Source organism: Ruegeria sp. HKCCD6647-2 (assembly GCF_057221075.1).
On sequence record NZ_JBWVBD010000005.1, the window covers coordinates 242,158 to 265,664 of the forward strand.

Consider the following 23,507-nt stretch of genomic DNA (forward strand, 5'->3'; position numbering starts at 1 on the left):
TCTGGTCCCCTCATTCTGCGGCCAGTTCACCAGCCGGAACCAGAACCGCGTTGCGGGCCTCATATTCCAGCGTGATGGTCTGGCCGGTGTGATCCTCGAAGGACTGACCGTGGTTGGGCAACGAGACCTTGATCTCTTTCCCGCCATCGCCTTCGGTGAAGATGTTGAAGACGTTGCCTTCGAATTCCTCGTGGTTCACCCGCGCGGTGACAAAGTGGTCGCCGGTGGCACCGTCCGGCGCAATCGCCAGGGCTTCGGGGCGGATGAACATCATGGCGTCATCGCCTTCCTTCATCTTGCCCTGATTGGCGGTGGAAATCCGCGCCACCAGGTCGCCGGAGCGGTTGGTCGAAATCAGCGCCTCGTTCCCCATGACCTGCTTGATCTTGCCGCGGAACACGTTGTTTTCCCCGACGAATGAGGCCGCGAAGGCTGTCGAGGGGTCGTTATAGATCGTCTTGCCATCAGCAATCTGATCAATAACACCCGCTTTCATCACCGCGATATTGTCCGACATGGTCAGGGCCTCGCCCTGGTCGTGGGTGATGTATATGAAGGTGATACCGACACGCTGCTGAATCTCGCGCAGTTCGGTGCGCATGTGCTGGCGTAGCTTGAGGTCCAGCGCAGACAGGGGTTCGTCCAGCAGCAGCACATCGGGCTCGGCGCATAACGCCCGCGCGATGGCGACCCGCTGGCGCTGACCACCCGACAGCTCGCTTGGCAGTTTGTCGCCCTGTCCCGGCAGTGCGATCATGTCCAGCAGCTCATCGGCGCGCTTGCGGCGTTCGGCGGCGTTGGCACCGTTGATCTCCATCGAGAAGGTGATGTTCTCCCACACCTTCATCAGCGGGAACAGCGCGAGGTTCTGAAAGATCAGCGCGGTCGGGCGCTTGTTTGGCCCGATCCCTTTCATGTTGTTGCCGCCGATCAGGACGTTGCCCTCGCTGGGCTCCAGAAACCCCGAGACAGCGCGCAGGATGGTGGTCTTTCCACACCCCGATGGGCCGAGGAACGAAAAGAAATCGCCCCCGTTGATGTTCACATTCGCATCGCGCACGGCGACAAAGTCACCGAAACGGATCCACAGGTTCTCCAGATCTACGCCGACCCCTGCACTCATTTTCAATATCTCCCTGGGGCACGACCTGAAGTCACGCCACATTACTGACCGTCACACCCGGGCGGTGTGCGGAAAATGGCCCCTCGCGTTGCGAGGGGCCCGATGTCAAGGCGATCAGGCGCTCTTGAACTTGTTGACGAACTCGGTCCGGGTTTCCGCATACCATGGTGCTTCGGCCGGCCACGGGTTCAGATTGGCCAGCGAGTCGCCCGGATAGGCCTCGGCAAAGTTCTTCTTGTAAGTGTCGCCGGAATATTGATCGGCACCCAGAACCGGAGAGTTGTAGCCGTGGCTATCGATCGCCACCCCGGCCGGTTTGGCCTGATAGGCGAAGTCGATAAACGCGTAGACCTGATCAATGTTGGTGGCACCGGTCGGCATCGATATACCATCGACCCACGCCATCGCACCCTCGATCGGGGCCTGGTAGTGCACAGGCTCACCCGCGGACTTCAGCGCCAGCGGCGGGCCGTCCCAGGTCTGACCGACAACGACGCCTTCGTTCAGCAGGCCGTTCTTCTGGGTATCGGCATCGTTCCAGATCAGCTTGATGCGATCCTTGCGCGCGATACACCAGTCGGCGATCTGACCCCAGACCTTGCGCATGGTGTCTTCGTCGCCATAAGCGGCCCAGACGGAACCCGGCTCCATCTCACCGGCACGCTCCATGTAAAGACCCGCGCCCAGCATCATCGAATGCGCCCGGCCCATTGTCTTGCCGGCGTTTTCCTCGGACCAGACATCGCCATAAGACGGCGCGTCGCCTTCGGGCAGCCACAGGTCGGTGCGATAGGCGATGCCCTCGGTGCCCCAGATATGCGGCAGCCAGTGAGCTCCGCTGTCGCCGAAATTCCAGGCATCGGTGCCGATTTTGGCCATCGCCGGGTTCACCAGATCAATCGGAACCTTGCTCATGTCGAAAGGTTGCAGCAGCTCCAGCGGCTCCCACTGCAGCGAGCGGTTGTTGGTGGGCGAGACGATGTCAAAGCCCTGCCCCTTGGTCGCTTTCATCTTGTTGATGATTTCTTCGTTCGAACCAATACCGGTGTAGTTTACCTTGATGCCGGTAAGGGTTTCGAATTCCTGAATAAAACTGGGCGGCAGATAGTCTGACCACATCAGAATGTTAATCTCGCCCGACGAGGCCAACGCGCTCTTGCTGTACAATGGCGCAGCCAAAGCAGCCGCACCGGCCCCCTTCAGGACCGTACGCCGAGTTACTTCTTTACGTGTGACCATAGTAGATTCTCCCGTTGTTGGACTGCACGTTTTTTGTGCTTGTGATTGCAGGCTAGACCTTTCCCGCTGAGCTGTCAGTCCAAAAGTGACAGTTGGGATCATTCAATGAGTCCAGATTACCAGAAAGGAACCAGAGCCCTATTGCCAGTTAGGAATATTCGACCTTTTCACGAAACAAAGCCGACGAAGAAAATCAGAGCTGTCGTCCTTTGAATCTCAGAAACAGCGCAGCGCCCCCGACAAAGCTCAGAATCGGTTGTGATTGAAGTTTAACGCAATTCCTTGACGGATTTCTGCAAAGCAACAATCAAAGCGTCCCGTTTTTGCGAGAGCTGAGCCGGCGTCATGCCCTCAGCCTCAGCACGAACACCTTCCGTCAGCTGCTCGGTCACGTCCTCGGTCAGGTACACTTGCCCCAGATCGTCCCACCAGCCGTTAAAGGTATCGGAAAAGTGATCGCAGAACGCCCCGAGCCCCCCCTCGCCGGCACCAAGATTAAACAGCATGGTCGGCCCCATCGCCGCCCATCTGAGGCCCGGCCCAGCCCAAACCGCTTTGTCGATATCCTCAACCGATGCAACACCGGTGACAACCAGATTGATGGCCTCGCGCCAGATCGCGGCTTGCAATCGGTTGGCCACATGACCGGGCACTTCTTTTTGAAGCCGGATCGTCGTCTTTCCGACACTTTCGTAGAAGCGCTGCGCAGCTTCGACCACGCCGTCCCCGGTGCGTTCGTTTCCCAAAATCTCGACCAGCGGAATAAGATGCGGTGGGTTGAACGGGTGGCCGAGGACGAAACGCGACGGATTGGACCAGCCCGGCTGCATCTGTCCCAGCGTCAAACCGGAGGCCGAACTGGCGACGATTGCATCCCGGTCAAGTGCTGGTTCAATCGCCGCAAAGGTGGCGTGTTTGATTTCCAGCCGTTCCGGTACGTTCTCCTGCACGAATTCGGCGCCTTCTACCGCCTCTGCGGCACCGGCATGAAAGGTAACCGCATCCGGCGATCCATTCTCGGTCAAGCCCAGTTCCGTCATCGCGGGCCACGCAGTCTCTATGTAATCGCGTACCTTCTTTTCGACCTGCGGATCAGGATCAAAAACGGCGACCGAGCGGCCGGACGCCAGAAACAAAGCTGTCCAACTGGCACCGATCACTCCTCCGCCGAGGCAGGCCGTATGTTGAAACTCCATCAGAACAGTCCCGGATTCAATGCGGAAGCCGCCGTCATACCGCCATCCAAGGTGAACAGTTGGCCGGTGGCAAAGCTTGCCTCATCCGAGGCCAACCAGACTGCCATGCTGGCGATATCTTCGGGTTTGCCAAATCTGCGAACGGGGTGGCGCACCAATGCGTCCTGTCGTGCTGAATCAGGGCTCGAGGCCAAATCGAACCCGGCATCCAGCATGCCGGTCTCGATCCAGCCGGGGCAGATCGCGTTGCATCTGATTTTGGGGCCGTAATCGACGGCAATGGATCGGGTCAGCCCATGCACAAATGCCTTTGACGCGTTGTACAGCGCCATCGACGGGTCAGCGACCCTGCCTGAGATTGAGCCAATGTTGATGATGGAGCTGCCTTGGGGCATTCGGGGAATGAAGGCCCGGCACAGGTTGAACACGCCCCGGCAATTGGTGCCAATGACGGCCTCCCAATCTGCATCCGTGCTTTCGGGCACGGTTTTTTCGACCTGAACGCCGGCATTGTTCACAATAACGTCTGGATTTTCGCTGGATCGGGCAAGGTCTTCAACGGAAGCCGCGTCGGTGACATCCAGCGAATACCAAAGGATGTTATCGCCCAACCCTTCTGGTCTGTCGCCGCGTCCGCACGTTGCGACAATTGCGCCTTCCCGAACAAACGCTTCGACAATCCCCCGCCCGATGCCTTGACGCCCTCCGGTTACCAGCGCTCTTTTACCAGCCAACCGCATTATCTCACCTCCGCCAGATGGCACGTCAGAGTCCCGGCAGCCCCGGAACAGGCCAATAGACTGGACTTCATCCCTGGTTCCTTCGCCTTCCCGGTGGACCGCAGAATTCTCTTCCCAATTCCGCTCAAACCATCAGCAATTGGGCGAGAAAAGAAATGATTGGTCATGTGATCGCACCCCAGGCACCGCGCCGGTCCTGCTCGATAATTTCGATGACATCGCCGGGCCTGGCCACAGTGATGTGCGTGAACTGGCTGTCGCGCGTGGCTCCATGCCAATGAGGATGACCGGCGGGGATAGTTACAACATCTCCGGGCTCCATGATCTGTTCGCCGTGTTCGTCGGCGACGATACCCCTGCCCGCGGTGGCGATCAGGATCTGATCGACGGTGTGGGTATGGACGCGGTTGCGTTCACCGAAACCGAAGGAAACGGTATAAACCTCTACGTCTTCAGTCTGTGGAGAGCCTGCCAGCAAGGCGAAAGTGATGCTATCCCCAAGGTACAACTCGCCCGTCGCTCGTTCAGCCGTGGTTTGGTTTGATTTCAAAACTTTCATAGTTTCATCTGCTGAACTTGCGCGCTCAGCCCTCCGTCTAGAACCCAAAGTTGACCGCTGGCGTAACGCGCCTCGTCTGAGGCCAGCCAGTTGACCAGATTGGCGATGTCTTCGGGCGTGCCGTAAGTACGCATGGGATGCACGTCACGCACCGCTTGCTGCAATTGATCGATGGTCTTGCCGCCACCACCCGATCCGTCGCCGGTGAAAAAGCTCTGCAGCATCGGTGTATCGACATAGCCGGGGCAGATCGCATTCACCCGGATGCCCTCGGACCCGTGGTCACAGGCCATCGCTTTGGTCAGTGCATGAACCGCACCCTTGGTGGCGCAATATGCGGCAAGACCCGGGTCGGCGATAAAACCATCGTAACTGCCGAAGTTTATGATCGACGCCGAAGTGCCTGATGCTGCTGCTTTTCGCATTAGCGGCAATGCATGCTTGGACGTCAGGAACGTACCGGTCACGTTGACCGCAAACGAGAGGTTCCATTCCTCCAGCGACGTCTGCTCGATTGTCTTTTCGATCTCAATCCCGGCTGCATTCACCAGAATGTTCAGTTGCCCCGCCTCTGCGCCGACCTGATCCATTGCGGCGATCGCGTCGGCTTCTTTCGTAACGTCCAGTTTAAGAAAGATGCTGCCGTCGTCGTCATGCGCAGCCAATGATCCCTGCGGCGTCAGGTCGGCCGCATAGACACGCGCGCCTTCACGCAGAAAGCGGGCCACAATGGCGCGCCCAATCCCACCGCGCCCACCTGTGACCAACGCGGTTTTGCCTTCCAGCATCATTCGTCATTCTCCTTCAAAGGCGGATAGCGATATCGGGCCGCTGCGACCGTCCAATCCATATGATTGCGAACATATTCCTGCGAAGCGTCCCGCGGCGGGTTGTAATCCCAGGACTCGCCCGCACCAGCCTCCATCGCCGCGTGCAGAGCACGACGGGAATTCTGCGTTGCGATCACATCGGCGCGCAGTTCTTCACTGTTCCATCGTTGCGCTACTTCGGCGGCGAATGAAGCAGCCTGATCCGCGTAAACCGGATCAGTTGCAACGTTCACCTTTTCCAGGGGGTCGCGCGAAAGGTCATAGAGCTGCGGCGGGTCCGGGTCGCAATGGATATATTTCAAAGGCCCGCGACGAATCATGAAGACTGGATATGGCGTCATCTCGGCACAGTATTCACCGATGGCCTCGTCCACAGGATCAATGTCGCCGCGCGCCAGTGGCATCAGAGAGCGCCCATCAACCGGTTCGCCGAGCATTGCGTTCGACCCACCGGCTATCTCAATAAACGTAGGCAGCAAGTCCAGCAGCGAACAGGCATTTGATGCCGAACCCCGTGCGACACCCGGCCCTGCCATGATCAAGGGAACGCGAGCGGAATTTTCAAAGAAATTCATCTTGTACCACAAGCCGCGCTCACCCAGCATATCACCGTGGTCTGCAGTGACGATGACAATTGTATTGTCCAGCTCTCCTATGTCTGCCAGCGCCTTCACCATCGCGCCGACCTTGCTGTCAAAATAGCTGACATTGGCCAGATAGGCCCGCCGGGCCCGGCGGATTTCCTCTTCGGTCAGGGGGACATAGCTGGCCTCGATCCCATCCATGACCCGGCGCGAGAACGGGTCCTGTTCGTCGGTCGTCAGGGTGAATTCCGGCATCGGAATGTCCGTGTCGGAATAGAGGTTCCACCATTCCGGCTTGGCCACATAGGGATCGTGTGGGTGTATGAAACTGGCGACCAGACAGAACGGAGCCTCATTGCCGGCGGCCCGGTCGCGACCCCGATCGACCAGCCAGCGACGGGCGGCGAATTCAACTTCATCGTCGTAATCGGTCTGGAAGGTGGCAATAGCCTCGCCACTTTCCTTGACTGTCTGCATGTTGTGGTACCACTTGTCGATGCGCTCGTCCGGGGCCTCCCAGTCCGGGGTCCAAGCGAAGTCAGAGGGGTAGATGTCGGTGGTCACTCGGTCCTGAAACCCGTGCTTCTGATCGGGACCCACGAAGTGCATTTTGCCCGACAAACAAGTTCTGTAACTCAGCGTCTTAAGGTAATGCGCGAAGGTCGGGACGGACGCGCGAAACTCGCTGGCGTTGTCGTAGGCCGCAATTCGACTGATCAACTGCCCCGACATGAATGCGAACCGCGACGGTGCGCAAAGGGGCGAGTTGCAATAGGCCGCATCAAACCGCATTCCCCGCTCTGCCAGAGCGTCGATATGGGGCGTCTTGACCGTTGGATGGCCGTAGGCACCGCAAAAATGCGGCGCGAACTGGTCTGCCATCACGACAACGATGTTTGGCCGTGTCACGGAGAGGCCTTTGCATAGGCGTCCAGAACCAGCCCGTGGAAATGATGCACCGCATGCTCCGACTTACCCGAGCCGTTCGGGTCATGCACAATGCGGCCCTGAGTAAAGGCGGGCGTACTCATGCCGCGCTGAACACTTTCAACGATGTCGATATCCTCACGCTGCAGCACTTCGTCCAGATAGCGGATGGCCTCCAGCTCCGCCTCGTCAGGCTCGGGTGTTTCTAGGAAGAAATCATAGGTTTCCAATGTGCGGTCGGGACCAACCGGAATAATGTTGAGCACGATCATCGAAGACCGCCCCGGATAGCGCATCAGGCAGGTTGTTGGCCACAGCCACCAGACGGCGTGGGTGCGCACCGTCGCGTTCGACACGTCATAGGCGGTGTTCGCGCCTGTGCCTGCCTCGGCCAAATGGCTGGAATAGATGCCATAGGTCGTCACCTTGTAGGTGTCCATATCCACCAGATCGCAAAAATCCTTGTGTGCGGTCGGACAGTGGTAGCATTCGAGGAAGTTGTCCACGACGTTCTTCCAGTTTGACTTGATGTCATAGGTCAGCCGGTGGCCAAAGGTAAGCTGTTCAATGTCCGGTGCCCAGTGGCGGATTTCGGTTTCGAGATTCCCCGAAACCTCTTTCAATGGGGGTGCTTCCGGGTCGAGGTTAACATAAATGAAGCCAGCAAACTCTTCGACTTGCACCTGATCCAGACAAATGTCTGATGTGCTGAACCCGGTTAGGTTTTCCGTCTCGGGCGCGCGGACAAGCTGTCCGTCCAGCTTGTAGACCCAGGCGTGGTAAGGGCACATGATGCGCGTTGTTTCGCCCTCGCCCGACAACAGGTGATGTGCGCGGTGTTTGCAGACATTGTAGAAGGCCCGCAACACACCCTCGCGGTCGCGCACTACAGCTATGGGTCGCCCGGCAATCTCGACAGTCACATAGGATCCGGGGGAACGCAATTTCTCGACGTGGCAAACCCATTGCCAGTTCTTTGCGAGGATCTCGTTGAGATCAACCCGATGCCACGCCGGGTCCACATAGGCTTCGGCCTTCAGCGACTGGGTGTTGAAAGGATCCGGGTTGAACCCATCGGAAATCCGCTCGAATTGTTCTTTGGAGGGCAGCTCGCTCATGGGTAACTCCGAAATTTCAGGCCGGGCTTGGCCCAAGTGACTGGCTTGTGCGGCGTATGATCAACAGAAATCTGCATTGCAGCTTAACTATTCTGGACGCTGTTTTGATCATTTCGGCCATCTCGCATTAATGGCTATGCCCGTTTGGGTTTGCGGTGCATCGGCCAGGCGCGGTATTCGAAGGGGACCCTGCCTTCGAGCCGGTCCCGACTTGGCGGTAACCCAAATCTGTCCTTGTACGACCTGCTGAAATGCACCTGACTGGCAAAGCCAGAGGCCATGGCAATCTCGGCAATCGGCATTTCGGTCTGCGTGACCAGCCCCCTGGCCCGGTCCAACCGGATATCGCGATAGTACAGCACAGGGGTCTTCTTGATGTACGTGGCAAATAGCCGGTCCAGCTGACGATGAGAAATCCCGGCCCGCCTGCAGATTTCCGGAACAGGCATCGGGTCTTCCAGATTGGCTTCCATGATCTGGATTGCCGACTTGAGCGTGGCAGGAACGATTGCGCCCAAAGGTTCGCTGCCTTCGGGTTGCTGCATGGCTGCCGGACCCCTGAGCCGATCGTGAAAAATGTATCTGGCAGCAGCGTTTGCAAGTGCGCTTCCATGTATCCCCTGCAGGATCTGCAGCCCAAAATCCACTGACGCGCTGCCGCCGCAACATGTGACCCGGTTCCCATCCAGCACATACAGGTTTTCAACCACCTCGATATCGGGAAAGAGCTCCTGAAAGGCGTCGATATGTTCATAGTGAACGGTTGCGCGCCGACCCGATAGCAACCCGGCCTGCGCCAGAATGAAAGCCCCGGTATCCAGCGCACCCAATGTCGCCCCGCCGCGCGCCCAGTTGCGCAACGCGTTACCAATTTTGGAGGTCAGGTGCTTTTCAGGAGTCCAACTGGATGAAACGACAATAATATCAGCCGGTTGAGAAGTGACTTCATAAAGGGGTCTTGTGTCTATTCCGGCGCCGTTGCTGGAGGCGCAGAACCCGCCTTTTTCCGACACGAATTCCCATCTGAAATAGGGCTTGCCGTCCAGGTAATTGGCCGCGCGAAACGGATCGATGAAGCTCATCGTTGCTGACATGTTGAAGCTTGGCGCGACGATCACAAAAAGCTGGGTGTCTACTTCTGCCGCCTTTGCCATTTGGCTTTTACCTCGCTTGCCGAACCCACCGCTCAAGAAGATAGCTTTTACTTTCTGGACGCAAGATCGTTGGACGCAACCGTTTTGCTGGCGTACTTGAGGTGTTCGACAGCAATTCTCTGACGGAACTGTCGGATTTGCATTGCAATACGCGTCCTTGCAACATGAAATCATCGTTGCGGAGGCGGACATGATCTATGCAATTACCATCTACGGGGAACCCGGCGTGTTCGAAGCGCTTCCAAAAGAGCGACAGGACGAGATTATGTCCGGGCATGGCGCGCTGCAAAAAGCATTGGACAAGCGGGGTTCGTTTGTGTCCGTGAAGCTGATGCCACCGACATCGGCCGTGATGGTCGAACCCGCATCGACCGCGGATGCCAAACCCCTGGTTGTGGACGGCCCTTATGCCGAAACTAAAGAAAGCTTCCTTGGGTTCTACGCTGCCGATTTTGCCGATCTGAACGAAGCCCTTGAGTATGCCAGGATGATATCCTCTCCGATCGCCCGGCTGGAAGTGCGCCCGGTCGCCTGGGCCGGCGGTGCGATCTCGTCGGAGTGAAGTCGTGTCGGATTGGCTTGAGGCAACCTTTGCACAGCATCGGCCACGCGCCATCGCCGCCTTGACCCGGTTATTCCGCGATATCGACATCGCCGAAGATGCCTTTGCCGATGCGTGCCTCAAGGCCTTGACCGCATGGCCAATGGAAGGAGCCCCGAGGGAACCGCTGGCGTGGCTGTTGGCGACCGCCCGCAATGCCGGATTGGACCGCGTGCGAAAAACACGGCGCCGTGACGCCATTCTGGCGCGGCATGGAGCAGAATTTCCGGCAATGACAGACACCCCACCCGATCCCGATGAACTGCGCGACGACGTTCTGCGCCTGTTGTTTATTTGTTGCCACCCTAAACTGGAACGCCGTGATCAGATTGCAATAGCACTGAAGGTCGTCGCCGGGTTAAGCGTTGACGAAATTGCGCGTGGGTTCCTGATCAGACCCAAGGCAATGGAACAACGGATCACGCGCGCGAAGAAGAAGATCGCCAGCAACCCTGTCGCCTTTGAAACCCCAAGCCCACAAGTGCGCGGCGCGCGGTTGGGGGAAGTATCCTTGATGATCTACCTTATGTTCAACGAAGGGTGGTCTGCGTCCGGCGGAGCCGACCAAATGAACCTCAAGCTGTGCGAAGAGGCGATCCGACTCGCGCGCCTGCTTGTGACTCTGTTTCCTTCCATGGGCGAACAGACGGCGCTGTTGGCGTTGCTGCTTTTTCAACACGCTCGGCGAAATGCGCGCATGGATGCGGATGGGCGACTTGTGACGTTGGAAAACCAGGATCGCACCAAATGGGACAGCGCGAACACCGTCGAGGCAATGGCGTTGCTACAAAAGGCCCAGCGGATCAACCATCGCGGAACATACATCGTTCAGGCCGCTATTGCCGCCGCTCATGCGCGTGCGCCGTCCGCTGAAGAAACGGATTGGAGGGAAATCGAGGCGCATTACGCAGCACTCTACGCCTATCAGCCCACGCCCGTCGTCCGGCTCAATCAGATCGCGGCGCAAGCCAAGCTGTACGGAGCGGAGTATGCCTTGAAAGAGATGCGCGCGCTGGCGGATGATCTGTCGCAGTATCGCTGGTTTCATGCCATGCGCGGGGCGTTTTTGCAGGATACGGACAACCACAGGGCGGCGATTGCAGCCTATGAGACGGTACTGACACTCGGACCAACCGTGCCCGAGCGCGTTGCGATCCAAGAGAAAATCGCAAGCTGTCAAAAAGAACTAAGTCAATTGTAGGGAATTTTCTCAGTCACGCGTCCTAGGATCAGACCCGCATATCGCGGGCCTGCATCCAGGGAGACGAAGATGAGCATTCTTGAAATGACCGAAGTTGGAAATTCAGGCTGGATCGGCCATTCCGGCCCGGATCAGGGCAAAGCCAAAGCTTTTTATCAGGACGTACTGGGCTGGGCAATCAACGACATGCCGATGCAAGACGGTTCAAGCTATTCAGCCTTCATGGTCGGGGAAACGGCCATCGGCGGCTTTTCACCCGTGCCCGAGGAAAACGGCAGTTGGACGATCTTCTTTACCGTTGCCGATGTCGACAAAAGCGTCGCGACCGCGAAAGGTAAAGGGGCCACCGTGTTGCAACCTACCATTGATATGCCCGGCGTCGGGCGTATGGCAACGCTGATTGATCCACAAGGAGCCCGTTTCGCACTCATCACATACGAGAGCATGGCGTCGTAAACGCAGGTACGGGAAGGAAAAACCCAGATGGAGCATACTCCGCAAATCGCGCTTGGCGTCACTGCCATACTTGTCCTGATGAGCATCCCAATGGCAATTTCGGTTGGGCTGCGACGAGCCAAAACCGGAATCATGCTGTTGCATGGTGAGGACGAGGATCTGCTGCGGCTGATCAGGGCGCACGGAAACTTTGTGGAGTATGTGCCGCTTGCCCTGCTTGCCCTCGCAGGCGCGGAAATCGCAGGCGCCGCGCCGTGGCTGATTGCCGCCTGCGGGGCAACCCTGCTGCTTGCGCGGATTGTTCATTATTATTCGCTAAGGACGGCTTCGGACAGCAAGGGCCGCGCAATCGGGGCCGGATTGACGACGTTGACCATGCTGGCTCTTTCGATTTCCATCCTGTGGCAACTATGGGAGGGCCGTTGATGCCTTATGACGAAACCCTGAACCAACGGATGCGCGGCGCGCTTGAGGCGCATGCCGGTATTACCGAGAAACGGATGATGGGCGGCATCTGTTTCCTGCTTAACGGCAACATGGTGTCCGGTGCGCGTCGCCATCCGGACGGTGTGGGGCGGTTCATGTTCCGCGTCGGCAAGGACAACGAGGCAATGGCCTTGCAGGACCCTGCGGCCCGCGCCGTCATCCATGGAAAACGCAAGCTTGGCGGCTTTGTTCAGGTTGACGAGACGGATTGTGACCCAGCGGCCATGTCACGTTGGCTACGGATGTGTCTTGAACACGCGGCATCGCTGCCAGCAAAGAATTGAGAGGGAAGGCGCAATGACTGACTTCGATTGTTACTCGCCGCAGGCCTTAACCTTCCTTGCCGAACTCAAAGCTGACAACACAAGGGATTGGTTCGCGGAAAACAAAGGCACTTATGAGGCTGAGATCAGAGACCCGACCAAGCGGTTTGCGAATGAAATGGCCCTCGCCCTGGGCGACTTCACGAAACACCCTCACCACAGCAAGATCTTTCGGATTCATCGTGACGTGCGGTTTTCCAAGGACAAAACACCATACAACGCCCATGTTCATATCGCCTTCGTCCCGGAAGACAAAACGGCGCAGCCGCCAATGTGGTTCTTTGGATTATCCCCTGAATCACTGTCGCTAGGCTGCGGAGTTTTTCAGTATGAGAAGGCACGGCTAGCTGCGTTTCGCGATGCGATGTCTGGTCCGTTGGGAACCGAGCTCATGAACATGACAGAAACGTTCCGCGCACAAGGCATTCGCATTGGTGCGCCGGAACTGAAACGGGTTCCCGCGGGCTGGGACAAGGATCACCCAAATGCGGACGCACTGCGCCGCAAGGGCTTTACCGCCTGGATCGATGTCGAGACACCGGCATTCGCCACTCAACCAAATCTGGTTTCACGAACCGGACACGAATTGGCGCGGCTTAAGCCGGTTTTTGATCTGCTGCTCAGGATCGATTGAGGGTGCGGCCGGTATGAATGCCCGCGTGTAACATGCCAAAATGGGATACGGTCGTTACTCGCGGTGTTTCGTAAGCCAGTTAAAGACAAGGTTCGCTCTGTCCGAGGCACGATTGTGCAGCTTTACGTAGAAATCCTGGGGTGACGATATTGTATCCGGAAGCAACTTGACCAGTTTACCGGAAGCAATCAGATCGGACGTCAGCCCTTCCCACCCCAGTACAGCTCCCATATCATCTCGGGCGGCCTGAAGCGCGATGACGTAGTTGTTGACGCGATGCGCTGCATTGAGCTTTGCGGTGCAACCCAGTGCCCGCGCCCAGGCATGCCAGTCGGTCCAACCGGTTTCCGGTGCCTCGAGGTGAATGAGTGGAATGCTTGCTATGTCCTCGACACGTTCGATTTTGTGCTCAGCGGCAAATCGCGGACTGCCCAGTGCCATGATCTGATCGTGGAACAATGCACGGCAATTTCCGCTGTCCTTCGACATGTCGCCATAGTGGATGCTCAGATCACAATTGGGCGCATTCAGATCATAATCGCTGACGACCTGAGCGACGGAAATATGCCCGTAACTTTTCCAGAATTGCGCCAACCGAGGTGTCAGCCAAAGTGAGCTGACCGCAGTGGTCGATCGGATCGTTACCACCGCGCTTCCGTGCTGGGCGCGCAGCTGACCCAGGGCTTCGCTGATTCCCTCAAAACCCCTTTGCAACGCGACCAACAGGTAGGCGCCGCTTTCCGTCAACTCCACACCGCGATGATACCGGTGAAACAAGGAACATCGGATTTCCTGTTCCAGTGCCTTGACCTGATGACTGATTGCCGCAGGGGTCACGTTGAGTTCGTCCGCAGCCGCCTTGAAGCTGACATTTCGCGCGGCCGCCTCAAAACTGACAAGCGAGCTTACAGGCGGTAGATCATAGGGTCGCTTGGGCAAATTATTCTGTCCTATCCTTCTCGACTCAGCGCACCAGCACAGCAGATACCGCCATTTAGCATTACTTTTTCTAATTCGATATTAGTTTTTTTGCAATTGTCGGACTGCCCCCGCCATGAGACCCATTTGGTCCAACAGAATGACAGCGCGAAGAAACACACCATGTCCAAACCTCAGAACCCTCAGATTGCCGACGCCCTTCACGCCACGCGGCAGACCTTCGACAAAATTCCGGTGGTCGATCTGGCACCTTTGATCAGCGGTAGCGATCCCCAGAAGGTTGCCAAGGAAATCCGATGGGCATTGTCCAATGCGGGTTTCATGTACGTCAAGAACCACGGCATTGCCGACACGGTTGTGGAAAACGCCTTTGATCGCACGCGGGCCTTTTTCGATCTGCCCGAGGCTGAAAAAATGAAGCTGCACATCGCCAACTCGGGCGAGGCACTGCGTGGTTACATCGAACCGTTCGGCGAAAACACCGATCCCAGCAAGACAAAGGACTTAAAGGAGTGCTTTGACATCGGGCCCGAATCCGCTGCGACCGGACCTTTCTTTGGTCCGAATCAATGGCCCGCCGATGAATCGGTGCCCGGCTTCAAGGCGGCTATTTACGGCTATCACGAAGAGATGAAGCGCCTGTCGATGATCCTGCTGTCCGGCATCGCCCGGAGTTTGGATCTGACGCCGGACTTCTTCGAAGCCAAACTGCGCAATCCGATCAGCATCCAGCGTTTGCTGCATTATCCGTCGCAAACCGGCGTTGTAGACGAAAGTGTCATCGGTATCGGTGCGCATACCGACTATGGGAACCTCACTATTCTGGCGCAGGACGACGTGGGCGGTCTGCAGGTCATGAACCGTGATGGCGTCTGGGTCGAAGGCACGCCGATCCCCGGCACATTCGTCATCAACATCGGTGATCTGGTGCAACGGCTGACCAATGATGTCTACCTGGCCAATCTGCACCGGGTCGTGAACACCTCGGGGCGCGAGCGCTATTCGATCCCGTTCTTCATCGATGCGGATTATGACGCAGAGTTTGCACCACTGCCGTCCTGTATCAGCGACGACAACCCTGCACGATATGGGCCTGTCACCTGTGGGTCTCATAAATTCGATCGGTTCGTCAAAAGCTTCCCGCATCTGCAAAAAATTCCGGCCTGATCAGCGGCCGCAGAAAAGAACTACGGAAATCAAGCGGCAGTGCCGGCACTGCCAAGAAACTCTCGAAGGAGTCACTAAATGAAGTCGCACGCAAAGGTCATCGTTGTTGGTGGAGGGTGCGTTGGGGCATCGATCCTCTACGGTCTGACCCAACACGGTTGCACGGATGCCGTCATGCTGGAGCGCACCACTCTGACCTCCGGTTCGACATGGCACGCGGCCGGGCTGCTGGTGACCTTCGTGCGCTCGCACAACATCTCGAAAATGACGATGGAAACGATCCGCATTTACGGCGAGGTCGAGGAAAAGCTGGGCACATCAGTCGGGCTCCGTCAGGTGGGGCAGTTGCGTGTCGCCAACACCGAAAAGCGTTGGGACGAGTTCCAGTCCTATATCTCGATCGCCGAAGCCGCCGGGGTCCTCTGCCGTCTGGTGACGCCGGAAGAGATCACGGAAATCCACCCCTTGCTGGCGCAGAGTGAAAGCATCCGGGGCGGTATCCTGCACGATCAGGACGGGTACGTGAATCCGGCTGACATCACCATGGGTCTGGCCAAGCTGGCACGTGATCAGGGCGCCACCGTCTATCAGAACACCGAGGCGCAGGCCTACGAAAAGCTGGAGAACGGCCACTGGAAAGTGACCACGAACAAGGGCGAGATCACCTGTGAGCATCTGATCTTTGCCACCGGAAACTATGCCCGCGAAAACGCCCGCCGGGTGGGGTTGGACCTGCCCTGCATCCCGATCGTTCACCAATACTGGACGACCGAGACGGTCCCGTTGCTGAAAGAGCGCCGCGAACAGGGCCTGAAGGAATTCCCGATTCTGCGGGACGAGGATTATGGCGCCTATCTGCGTGAAGATGTGGGCGGCTTCCAGTTCGGGCCGTACGAGTTTGAAAAGGACCTGAAGCTGTTTGCCGAAGATCGCGTCCCGCCGGACTTCGGGGCAGATCTGCTGCCCGAGGATTTTGATGCCGTCGAAACCCAGTGGGAACGCGCCATCGAACGCGTACCCGCCCTGGGGGAGGTCGGCATCAAGGCCAACACCCGCGGCCCGTTCCAGATGACACCGGACGAACTGCCGCTTTGCGGCCCTGCCCCGGGTCATGAAAACCTTTGGCTGGCCGAAGGTGTACCGGGCGGCATCCTGTGGGGCGGCACCATGGGCGAACGTCTGGCCCGCTGGATCGTCAATGGTCATCCGGGCATCGACATGTCGGAAATCGACCCGCGTCGTTTTGGCGATTACGCATCCAAACGCTGGACCATGGACAAGGTGCGCGAAACCTGGGGCACACATATGGACGCCCATGTTCCGGGCGAAGACTTTCCCAGCGCCCGCCCGATGAAAACCATGCCGTCCTACGACCTGCTGACCGCTCAGGGCGCCGTATGGACCAGTTTCAACGGTTATGAGTTCCCCCGCTGGTTTGCCAAATCGCCCGAGCAGGCGATCCCCGAGCACAGCTTCCGCCGCACCGATCACATGGAACTGGTGCAGGAAGAGGTGCGCGTGACCCGAGAAGAAGCCGGGTTCATCGAAATGTCGCCGATGACCAAGTTCACCGTGCGCGGCCCCGGTGCAGCCAAATGGCTGGACGGGATCATGGCCAACAAGCTGCCCAAGGTGGGCCGCATGACGCTGGCCGTGGCCCTTAACCCGCAAGGCGGCATGGAGGGCGAATACACCATCGTTCGCTATGGCCAGAATGACTTCTACCTGGTCAGCACACCGAACGGTCAGGTCTACAACTGGGATTACCTCAGCCGCCTGCTGCCGGATGATCGGTCGGTTGTCATGGAGGATATCTCGGAACAGCTGGGCGTGATCGCACTGGCTGGCCCGAAATCGCGTGAAATTCTGCAAAAGCTCACGGATAATGACCTGTCCAACACGGCGTTCCCGTGGCTGTCGGCGCAAATGGGCGAAGTGGGCTATGCCAAAGGCGTTCACCTTCTGCGTGTGAGCTATACCGGTGAGCTGGGTTGGGAACTGCACCATCCTATCGGTTACAACCGTCATCTGGTCGATCAGCTGCTCAAAGCCGGTGTCAAACCCTTCGGTCTGGAAGCGTTGGAATCCATGCGTCTGGAGAAGTCATATCGCGCCATCAACCGCGAAATCTGCAAGGACATGACCCCGTTCGAGGCCGGTCTGGACCGTTTCGTAGCACTTGAAGGTCGCGAGTTCATCGGACGCGACGCCTTGCTGAAACAGAAGGCCGAGGCGGGTTACAACACCCTGGTCACGCTGAAACTGCCCTTCTGCGATACGTCGGTCATTGCGGATGAAAGTGTCTACAAGGACGGCGCGCTGATCGGGCGCGTCACCTCGGGCGGGTTCTCGTATTACTGCAACCACGACATCGCAATGGCGCTGGTACCGCAGGAATTCACCGCAGAAGGCACGAAATTGCAGGTCATGATCCACAACGAGCTGCGCGATGCAGAAGTTGTGGATGTCTGCCTGGTCGATCCAACAAGCGCCCGCGCGCGCGCCTGAACAGGAGCAACAAAATGGTCGAAGTCAAAACGCGCAGCGCGCGCAGCGCCCGCGGTGGTCGCGCCGCCCGGGTTCAGGCCCGCACCAACCCGGCCCCGGTCTATCTGCCGACCCTGAACCGCAAGGTGGGTCCGATCGATCTGCTGGGTCCCGAAGGGGTCGAGAAGATCCACAACGCGGCTATGTCAATCCTTGAGAATGTCGGCATCGAATTCCGCGATCCGGTCGCTTTGGCCGACTGGAAACGCGCAGGCGCGGACGTCCAAGGCGAGCGGGTCCGTATCGGACGCGATATGCTGATGGACCTGATCTCGACTGTGCCGACAACTTACAAGATGAATGCGCGCAATCCGGAACGCAGTATCGAAGTGGGCGGGCGCAACTCGATCTTCGCCAATGCCTATGGCGCTCCGTTCGTCTATGATCTGGATGGCGTTCGGCGTCCGTCGCAACTGAAGGATGCACATAATTTCTTCAAGATGGCGCAGATGAGTCAAGGCATGCATGTCCCGGGCATTCTGCCCGTCGAACCGCAGGACGTCCCCGTCCCCTTGCGGCATCTTGAACTGGTCCACGCGGCGTTGACCCTGACCGACAAGCCAATCAAGGGTTCGGTGCTGTCGGAAACCGCCGCCCGCGATACGGTCGAAATGGCCCGCATCGTGTTTGGCGAAGAGTTCGTGGATCAGAACGTGGTCCTGACCTCACTGCTGAACTGCAACACGCCCCTGGTGTGGGACGAGACGATGCTGGAAAGCCTGCGAGTCTATGCCGCCGCCAATCAGCCCTGCCTGTTGTCGCCCTTTGTTCTGGCGGGTGCCAGCGCCCCGGCCAGCCCGCTGGGCGGCGTGTCGCTGCTGATCGCGGAATCGCTGGCTGGCATTGCCTACAGCCAGATCATCCGCCGGGGCTGTCCGATGGTAATGGGCGTCGCGATCATGGGCGTGTCAATGAAAACCGGCGCACCGATGATGGGCTCGCCCGAGCCGGGCCTGATGAACTTGCTGGTGGGCCAGATGGCGCGTCACTACGGGGTGCCGTGGCGGTCCTGCACAATGTGGACCGGATCAAAAGCGCCAGACCTGCAGGCCGGTTTTGACAGCGCCAACACGATGTGGCCGGTTCTGCTGGGCGGTTGCAACTTCATCGTCCACTCCGCCGGATTTCTGGAGGGGGCGCTTGGCGTCAGCTACTCGAAATGGGTGCACGACGCCTATCAGCTTGAGGTCTATCACCGCTTTTTCTCGGGTCTGGCCGAGGAAAACCTGGACGCGTTGCTGGGTGACGTAGCCGAGATCGGCCCGGGCGGGCATTTCCTTGGCACTGACCATACCCGTGAGAACCCGCTGCAGATCAACCCGCTTCAGAACAATGACAGCTATGAGCAGTGGTTCGATGAGGGCGCGAAAGATGCCGATTGCGTCGGTCGTTTGGAAGCGCGACGCATCTTGGACAACTATGTTCGGCCGCCAATGTCTGATGATCAATCCGGCGCACTGTCGGAGTTCGTGGAAAAGAAGCGTGTTGAATACCAACCTTGATCCGCTACTGGGGCGAGAGGAATCTCTCGCCCGAAACACATTTGCGGGAAAGGACTTATGATGATGGTCCCGAACCAAGCAAAAAGCGTTCTTGCCAACCAGCTCGCAGGCAACTGTCCTGCGTGCAGATTGCTGACCACGACCCACGTTAAGACACCAAAACAGCCAGCGATAACCAAAACGGGATTGGTCCGCCTCATTAGTCGGGGGTCGTCACCGGAATGAAGCGTGTTGTTGTCATTGGGGGCGGAGTCGTCGGTGCATCCTGTGCTTTATCCCTTCAGGCAGATGGTCATTCGGTGACAATACTGGAGCCGGGCCCTGTTGGCGAAGGGGCCAGTTGGGCGTCGTGTGGCTGTATCGCAGTCGGAGAGATTGTGCCGTTGTCGCAGCCCGGAATGCTGATGAAGGTGCCGGGTTGGTTGCTTGACCCCGAAGCCCCTCTTTCGCTGCGCCCCGCCTCAGCGCCGAAATTGCTGCCGTGGTTCATGCGGTTCACCGCCAATTCGATCCCGTCACGCATGCGGGCCATTGCTGCAGATCTTGCGCGGCTGACATTTGTCGCGACCGCCGATTTCAAATCTCAGATCAACGATCTGGGTTGTCCCGATCTGCTTGTCGAACGTCCCGTGATCAAATTGTTCGACGACGATGCCGATCGCAAAACAATGGGCGCGGCCTTTGATCTTGCCCGTGAGCTTGGATGCACGATCGATGAAGTCTCGGGAGCGGACGCCCACGACATGGAGCCGGCTATCGCGCCTGATTTCAAACATGCCGCGCTGCTGAGAGACTGGAGCAATGTGACCAACCCCAAGCGGTTGGTCGAGAAACTGTTGGAAGGCTTTCAATTCCGCGGCGGCGTCCTTCTGCGCACATCCGGTATTGGGCTCGGACGCACCGGCGCGTCTGTCACGAGCGTGCGGACATCCGACGGCAACAGTGTTCAGGCGGATGAGATCGTCATCGCCGCAGGAACGGCCTCGAAAGCGCTGTCAAAGCAGTTGGGGATCAAGCTGCATCTGGAAGGTGTCGCCGGTTACTCAACAGGGTTGCAAGATCCCGGTGTCGAACTCAAACATACCGTTTTCTACCCCAAAGGCGGGTTCGGCATTACCCCATATGACAACGAGCTGGCAATAGCCGGAACCGTCGAATTCGCAAGCCTCGACGCCGCACCCAAATGGCGCCGCGCCGAAGTTCTGGTCAAGCGCGCCCAAAGGGTCTTGCCAGACCTGCACACGCGCCAAACTGAACGTCGCATGGGACGGCGGCCATTTACACCGGACACCCGCCCCATCATCGGGCGCTCTCACAAGGTTCCGAATGTCATATTCGCCACGGGCCATGGCCAGCTTGGCCTGACCTTGGGCGCAACGACCGGAAAACTGGTTGCCGATCTGGCCGCAGACAGGCGACCGGGCATCGATATCGCGGCGTTCAGCCCCGACAGATTCAACTGAGTAGACCTCGGCAGGAGGCCGACGCATTCGCGAAGGAGGCACATGTCAGCCAATCATACGTTCACGGACTTGCAGATTGGAAGAATACCAAACGAGCTTTGCAAAGGTCACAGGATCTTTATCACTTTGATCAGCAAGCTAACCCTGGCCGCTCGGGTTCTTAAGGCGTTCTCCACCGCCGAGCCGCCGGGCCTTGAGGTCGGACCCCATTGTCTGGCAGGTGCAGGCGTCCTCAAGTCCATAGTCATGAGGCAGATATGCGTCGTTCTGGCCAACTCGCCCGACCGTGATGGCCATCTGGGAAATCAGCCCGTGTTCTAGTCGCAACCGCATCGCACGCCAGATCGGGGCCCGACCAGTTGCAGGTCACGATACCCACTGTTTAAAAAACCAAATGAAGAACCATTAAACCGCAGGCATCACGCATGAACATGAAAATCAAAGAAATCCACATTTATGCGCACGACCTACCCGTCAAAAATGGGCCCTACACAATGGCCAGCGGCGCGGTATACGCACTGGACACGACGCTGGTCAAACTTGTGGCGCAGGACGGCACAATTGGATGGGGCGAAACCTGCCCTGTCGGTCCCACTTATGCCGAGGCGCATGCGGAAGGCGCGCGTGCGGCGCTCAAGGTTCTGGCCGCCGGCCTGATCGGAACCGAGATCTGGCCAGCGACTTTGAACCGAAAAATGAACGGTCTGCTCAATGGTCACAATTATGCCAAGGCCGCCGTGGACATTGCCGCCCACGACCTGATCGGCAAAATGCTGCGGGTTAGCGTTGCCGACCTGTTAGGTGGGGTCGAGACGGATCGCGTGCCCTCCTATTACGCCACGGGTGTCGGTGAACCGGACGACATTGCGCGACTGGCGGGTGAGAAACTTTCCGAAGGGTATCCACGCCTGCAGGTCAAGGTCGGGGGCCGGCCCGTCGAAATCGACATCGAAACGATCCGTAAGGTTTGGGAAGTTGTCGGTGGTTCGGGAATGCGCCTGGCGGTGGACGGCAATCGCGGTTGGACCACGCGCGATGCGCTGCGTGTTAGCCGTGAATGCCCGGATATCCCCTTCATCATGGAACAGCCCTGCAATACGGTTGAAGACCTGAGAAAGATCCGCCCGCAGGTCGGCCACGGGATTTACATGGACGAAAACAGCGTTGACCTGAACGCAGTGATTTCGGCCGCGGGCACCGGGCTGGTAGACGGGTTCGGGATGAAGGTCACCCGGATCGGTGGCCTGCAGAACATGCGCGCATTCCGTGACATTTGCGAGGCACGAAACCTGCCGCACACTTGTGATGACAGCTGGGGCGGCGACATCATTGCGGCGGCCTGCACACAAATCGGATCGACCGTCAGGCCCGACTTGCTGGAAGGTGTGTGGCTGGCAGCACCCTATATCGAAGGCAACTACGACCGCGAAAACGGCATCTCGATCAAAGGCGGGCACATTCAGCGCCCGACAGGGCCGGGTTTGGGTATCACCCCGGACGAAAGCCTGTTTGGGCCCCCGGTCGCGTCATTCTAAGACGTGTTATGGCGGAAGTTACCCCTTCCGCCATCACTACGACAGGTTCACAGAAATACGATGCCTGCCCGCAGAAATACCTTGCGACCCCGGACTTCCGACACCGCTTAGGGAGCAGCCTCGTATGAACGAAAGATAAACTATCTTAATCGATTACAGGCAAATCTTCATCTCAATCCAGCCGTCCCCGCTGGAGCATCGGTGTCACACCGAATGTCGCTCTGTAAACGCGAGAAAAATGACCGGCGCTTTCAAAACCACAGGCAAATGCCACGTCCGTTACCGACGCCTCGGTCTGAATGAGAAGGTTGCGCGCCCGCTCCAACCGCATTTCCATGAAATATTTTTTTGGCGACGCATTCAGGTACTTCCCGAACAGGCGTTCAAGTTGCCTGGTCGAAATCCCGATCTGCTCGGCAATGAGTGACGGCGAAACCGGATCTTCGATGCGGTCGTGCATGATCTGGATGGCTTTTGCCAGATGGGTGTTCCGCATTCCGTTGCGCGACTGAAGAGACACGCGCTGTTCGGCGGTTGCGTTGCGAACAGCATTATAGACCATCTGATCTGCCACGGCGACCGACAGGTCATAGCCGTGATCCCGTTCAATCAGATGCAGCATCAGATCAGCGGTCGCGGTGCCGCCCGACGCCGTGACATGCTTTTCGTCGGCAACAAACACGCTGCGAACAAGGTTCACCTCGGGGAAGGCCTCCATAAAGGCATCATGGTACTCCCAATGGATCGCGGCCTGCATCCCGTCCAGAAAACCGGCCTCGGCCAAAACCCAGGCGCCCGAACACAGCGCCCCGATCGACGTCCCCTTTGCGCGTTCACGGCGTAGGCTGCCCAGCAGGGCACGCGACACGTGATTGCGCATGTGGATGCCCGACAGCACGAAGACCTGATCGCATTTAGGCAGCGCGTCGAACGCGGAATGCACCAGCGTGACCGACCCGTTCGAACAGACGACCTTTTCCCCCTCTTCCGAGGCAAAGGTCCATTTGTACAGCTCCTGCCCGCTGACGAGATTGGCGATGCGCAATGGTTCAACGGCACAGGAAAACGCCAGGTGCGAGAATTCCTCGACCAGCATGAAGTTGTAGTGCTGTGTTTTGGTCTGGGTCATGACTACCCCGTCTTCAGAAAGAAACTGCGCGAGCATCAGCCCGCGCAGATCAGT

23 protein-coding genes are annotated in these 23,507 nt (G+C 58.1%); 11 read left to right on the plus strand and 12 right to left on the minus strand.

The features are described from left to right. Nucleotides 1–10 precede the first annotated feature (10 nt). From AC2TDJ_RS15080 to AC2TDJ_RS15120, 9 genes are all read right to left on the minus strand, one after another. Nucleotides 11–1,123 (minus strand): ABC transporter ATP-binding protein, encoded by a 1,113-nt coding sequence (locus tag AC2TDJ_RS15080; RefSeq protein ID WP_480843327.1) that lies wholly within the window; start codon nucleotides 1,121–1,123, stop codon nucleotides 11–13. A gap of 114 nt (nucleotides 1,124–1,237) precedes the next feature. Further along, complete coding sequence (locus tag AC2TDJ_RS15085; protein WP_480843328.1) at nucleotides 1,238–2,362, minus strand: extracellular solute-binding protein; 1,125 nt, start codon at nucleotides 2,360–2,362, stop codon at nucleotides 1,238–1,240. 269 nt (nucleotides 2,363–2,631) lie between these two features. Then, the gene (locus tag AC2TDJ_RS15090; protein WP_480843329.1) at nucleotides 2,632–3,558 is read right to left on the minus strand and encodes a 3-hydroxyacyl-CoA dehydrogenase NAD-binding domain-containing protein; all 927 of its coding nucleotides are present in this window, start codon (nucleotides 3,556–3,558) and stop codon (nucleotides 2,632–2,634) included. After that, nucleotides 3,558–4,298, minus strand: coding sequence for an SDR family NAD(P)-dependent oxidoreductase (locus AC2TDJ_RS15095; RefSeq protein WP_480843330.1), 741 nt, complete (start codon nucleotides 4,296–4,298; stop codon nucleotides 3,558–3,560). The genes AC2TDJ_RS15090 and AC2TDJ_RS15095 overlap by 1 nt, the downstream gene beginning before the upstream one ends. Nucleotides 4,299–4,461: 163 nt before the next feature. Continuing rightward, nucleotides 4,462–4,857 (minus strand): cupin domain-containing protein, encoded by a 396-nt coding sequence (locus AC2TDJ_RS15100; protein ID WP_480843331.1) that lies wholly within the window; start codon nucleotides 4,855–4,857, stop codon nucleotides 4,462–4,464. Then, on the minus strand, nucleotides 4,854–5,648 hold the full coding sequence (locus tag AC2TDJ_RS15105; RefSeq protein WP_480843332.1) for an SDR family NAD(P)-dependent oxidoreductase: 795 nt from the start codon (nucleotides 5,646–5,648) through the stop codon (nucleotides 4,854–4,856). Before AC2TDJ_RS15105 ends, AC2TDJ_RS15100 begins: the two co-directional genes overlap by 4 nt. Beyond that, the gene (gene betC / locus AC2TDJ_RS15110) at nucleotides 5,645–7,180 is read right to left on the minus strand and encodes a choline-sulfatase (RefSeq protein WP_480843334.1); all 1,536 of its coding nucleotides are present in this window, start codon (nucleotides 7,178–7,180) and stop codon (nucleotides 5,645–5,647) included. The genes AC2TDJ_RS15105 and betC overlap by 4 nt, the downstream gene beginning before the upstream one ends. Continuing rightward, the gene (locus AC2TDJ_RS15115) at nucleotides 7,177–8,316 is read right to left on the minus strand and encodes an aromatic ring-hydroxylating oxygenase subunit alpha (protein WP_480843336.1); all 1,140 of its coding nucleotides are present in this window, start codon (nucleotides 8,314–8,316) and stop codon (nucleotides 7,177–7,179) included. The genes betC and AC2TDJ_RS15115 overlap by 4 nt, the downstream gene beginning before the upstream one ends. Nucleotides 8,317–8,450: 134 nt before the next feature. Next, a complete protein-coding gene (locus AC2TDJ_RS15120) occupies nucleotides 8,451–9,470 on the minus strand; it encodes a GlxA family transcriptional regulator (RefSeq protein ID WP_480843338.1) in 1,020 nt (339 codons plus the stop codon). 190 nt (nucleotides 9,471–9,660) lie between these two features. On the opposite strand from AC2TDJ_RS15120, the gene AC2TDJ_RS15125 reads away from it, so the two are divergent. The 6 genes from AC2TDJ_RS15125 (at nucleotide 9,661) to AC2TDJ_RS15150 (ending at nucleotide 13,171) form a co-directional block, all read left to right on the plus strand. Beyond that, the gene (locus AC2TDJ_RS15125) at nucleotides 9,661–10,032 is read left to right on the plus strand and encodes a YciI family protein (protein ID WP_480843340.1); all 372 of its coding nucleotides are present in this window, start codon (nucleotides 9,661–9,663) and stop codon (nucleotides 10,030–10,032) included. Between the two features lie 4 nt (nucleotides 10,033–10,036). After that, nucleotides 10,037–11,272, plus strand: coding sequence for an RNA polymerase sigma factor (locus tag AC2TDJ_RS15130; RefSeq protein WP_480843342.1), 1,236 nt, complete (start codon nucleotides 10,037–10,039; stop codon nucleotides 11,270–11,272). A 69-nt stretch (nucleotides 11,273–11,341) separates the two neighbouring features. Further along, nucleotides 11,342–11,728 carry a VOC family protein gene (locus AC2TDJ_RS15135; protein ID WP_480843344.1) on the plus strand — a complete coding sequence of 129 codons (387 nt, stop codon included), beginning with the start codon at nucleotides 11,342–11,344 and terminating at the stop codon, nucleotides 11,726–11,728. Nucleotides 11,729–11,755: 27 nt separating this feature from the next. Then, complete coding sequence (locus AC2TDJ_RS15140; protein ID WP_480843346.1) at nucleotides 11,756–12,154, plus strand: MAPEG family protein; 399 nt, start codon at nucleotides 11,756–11,758, stop codon at nucleotides 12,152–12,154. Beyond that, complete coding sequence (locus AC2TDJ_RS15145; protein ID WP_480843348.1) at nucleotides 12,154–12,498, plus strand: TfoX/Sxy family protein; 345 nt, start codon at nucleotides 12,154–12,156, stop codon at nucleotides 12,496–12,498. The genes AC2TDJ_RS15140 and AC2TDJ_RS15145 overlap by 1 nt, the downstream gene beginning before the upstream one ends. A 13-nt stretch (nucleotides 12,499–12,511) precedes the next feature. Beyond that, nucleotides 12,512–13,171 (plus strand): DUF2461 domain-containing protein, encoded by a 660-nt coding sequence (locus tag AC2TDJ_RS15150; protein ID WP_480843350.1) that lies wholly within the window; start codon nucleotides 12,512–12,514, stop codon nucleotides 13,169–13,171. A gap of 54 nt (nucleotides 13,172–13,225) precedes the next feature. Here AC2TDJ_RS15150 and AC2TDJ_RS15155 read toward each other — a convergent pair whose 3' ends face one another. After that, nucleotides 13,226–14,110, minus strand: coding sequence for a LysR substrate-binding domain-containing protein (locus AC2TDJ_RS15155; protein ID WP_480843351.1), 885 nt, complete (start codon nucleotides 14,108–14,110; stop codon nucleotides 13,226–13,228). Between the two features lie 162 nt (nucleotides 14,111–14,272). Here AC2TDJ_RS15155 and AC2TDJ_RS15160 point away from each other — a divergent pair, with 162 nt between their 5' ends. The 4 genes from AC2TDJ_RS15160 to AC2TDJ_RS15175 all read left to right on the plus strand — a co-directional run bounded on the left by AC2TDJ_RS15160 (nucleotide 14,273) and on the right by AC2TDJ_RS15175 (nucleotide 20,789). Beyond that, on the plus strand, nucleotides 14,273–15,277 hold the full coding sequence (locus AC2TDJ_RS15160) for an isopenicillin N synthase family dioxygenase (RefSeq protein WP_480843353.1): 1,005 nt from the start codon (nucleotides 14,273–14,275) through the stop codon (nucleotides 15,275–15,277). Nucleotides 15,278–15,355: 78 nt separating this feature from the next. Continuing rightward, on the plus strand, nucleotides 15,356–17,785 hold the full coding sequence (locus AC2TDJ_RS15165; RefSeq protein ID WP_480843355.1) for a GcvT family protein: 2,430 nt from the start codon (nucleotides 15,356–15,358) through the stop codon (nucleotides 17,783–17,785). Between the two features lie 14 nt (nucleotides 17,786–17,799). After that, complete coding sequence (locus AC2TDJ_RS15170) at nucleotides 17,800–19,326, plus strand: trimethylamine methyltransferase family protein (protein ID WP_480843356.1); 1,527 nt, start codon at nucleotides 17,800–17,802, stop codon at nucleotides 19,324–19,326. Between the two features lie 221 nt (nucleotides 19,327–19,547). Next, nucleotides 19,548–20,789 (plus strand): NAD(P)/FAD-dependent oxidoreductase, encoded by a 1,242-nt coding sequence (locus AC2TDJ_RS15175; protein WP_480843357.1) that lies wholly within the window; start codon nucleotides 19,548–19,550, stop codon nucleotides 20,787–20,789. Between the two features lie 138 nt (nucleotides 20,790–20,927). Here the strand turns inward: AC2TDJ_RS15175 and AC2TDJ_RS15180 are convergent, their stop codons facing one another. Then, nucleotides 20,928–21,086 carry a hypothetical protein gene (locus AC2TDJ_RS15180; protein ID WP_480843359.1) on the minus strand — a complete coding sequence of 53 codons (159 nt, stop codon included), beginning with the start codon at nucleotides 21,084–21,086 and terminating at the stop codon, nucleotides 20,928–20,930. A gap of 134 nt (nucleotides 21,087–21,220) precedes the next feature. Between AC2TDJ_RS15180 and AC2TDJ_RS15185 the strand changes: the two genes are divergently transcribed. Beyond that, nucleotides 21,221–22,324 (plus strand): mandelate racemase/muconate lactonizing enzyme family protein, encoded by a 1,104-nt coding sequence (locus tag AC2TDJ_RS15185; protein ID WP_480843361.1) that lies wholly within the window; start codon nucleotides 21,221–21,223, stop codon nucleotides 22,322–22,324. 172 nt (nucleotides 22,325–22,496) lie between these two features. Here AC2TDJ_RS15185 and AC2TDJ_RS15190 read toward each other — a convergent pair whose 3' ends face one another. Then, nucleotides 22,497–23,453: a GlxA family transcriptional regulator gene (locus AC2TDJ_RS15190; protein ID WP_480843363.1), complete on the minus strand. Its 957-nt coding sequence runs from the start codon at nucleotides 23,451–23,453 to the stop codon at nucleotides 22,497–22,499. Nucleotides 23,454–23,507 lie beyond the last annotated feature (54 nt).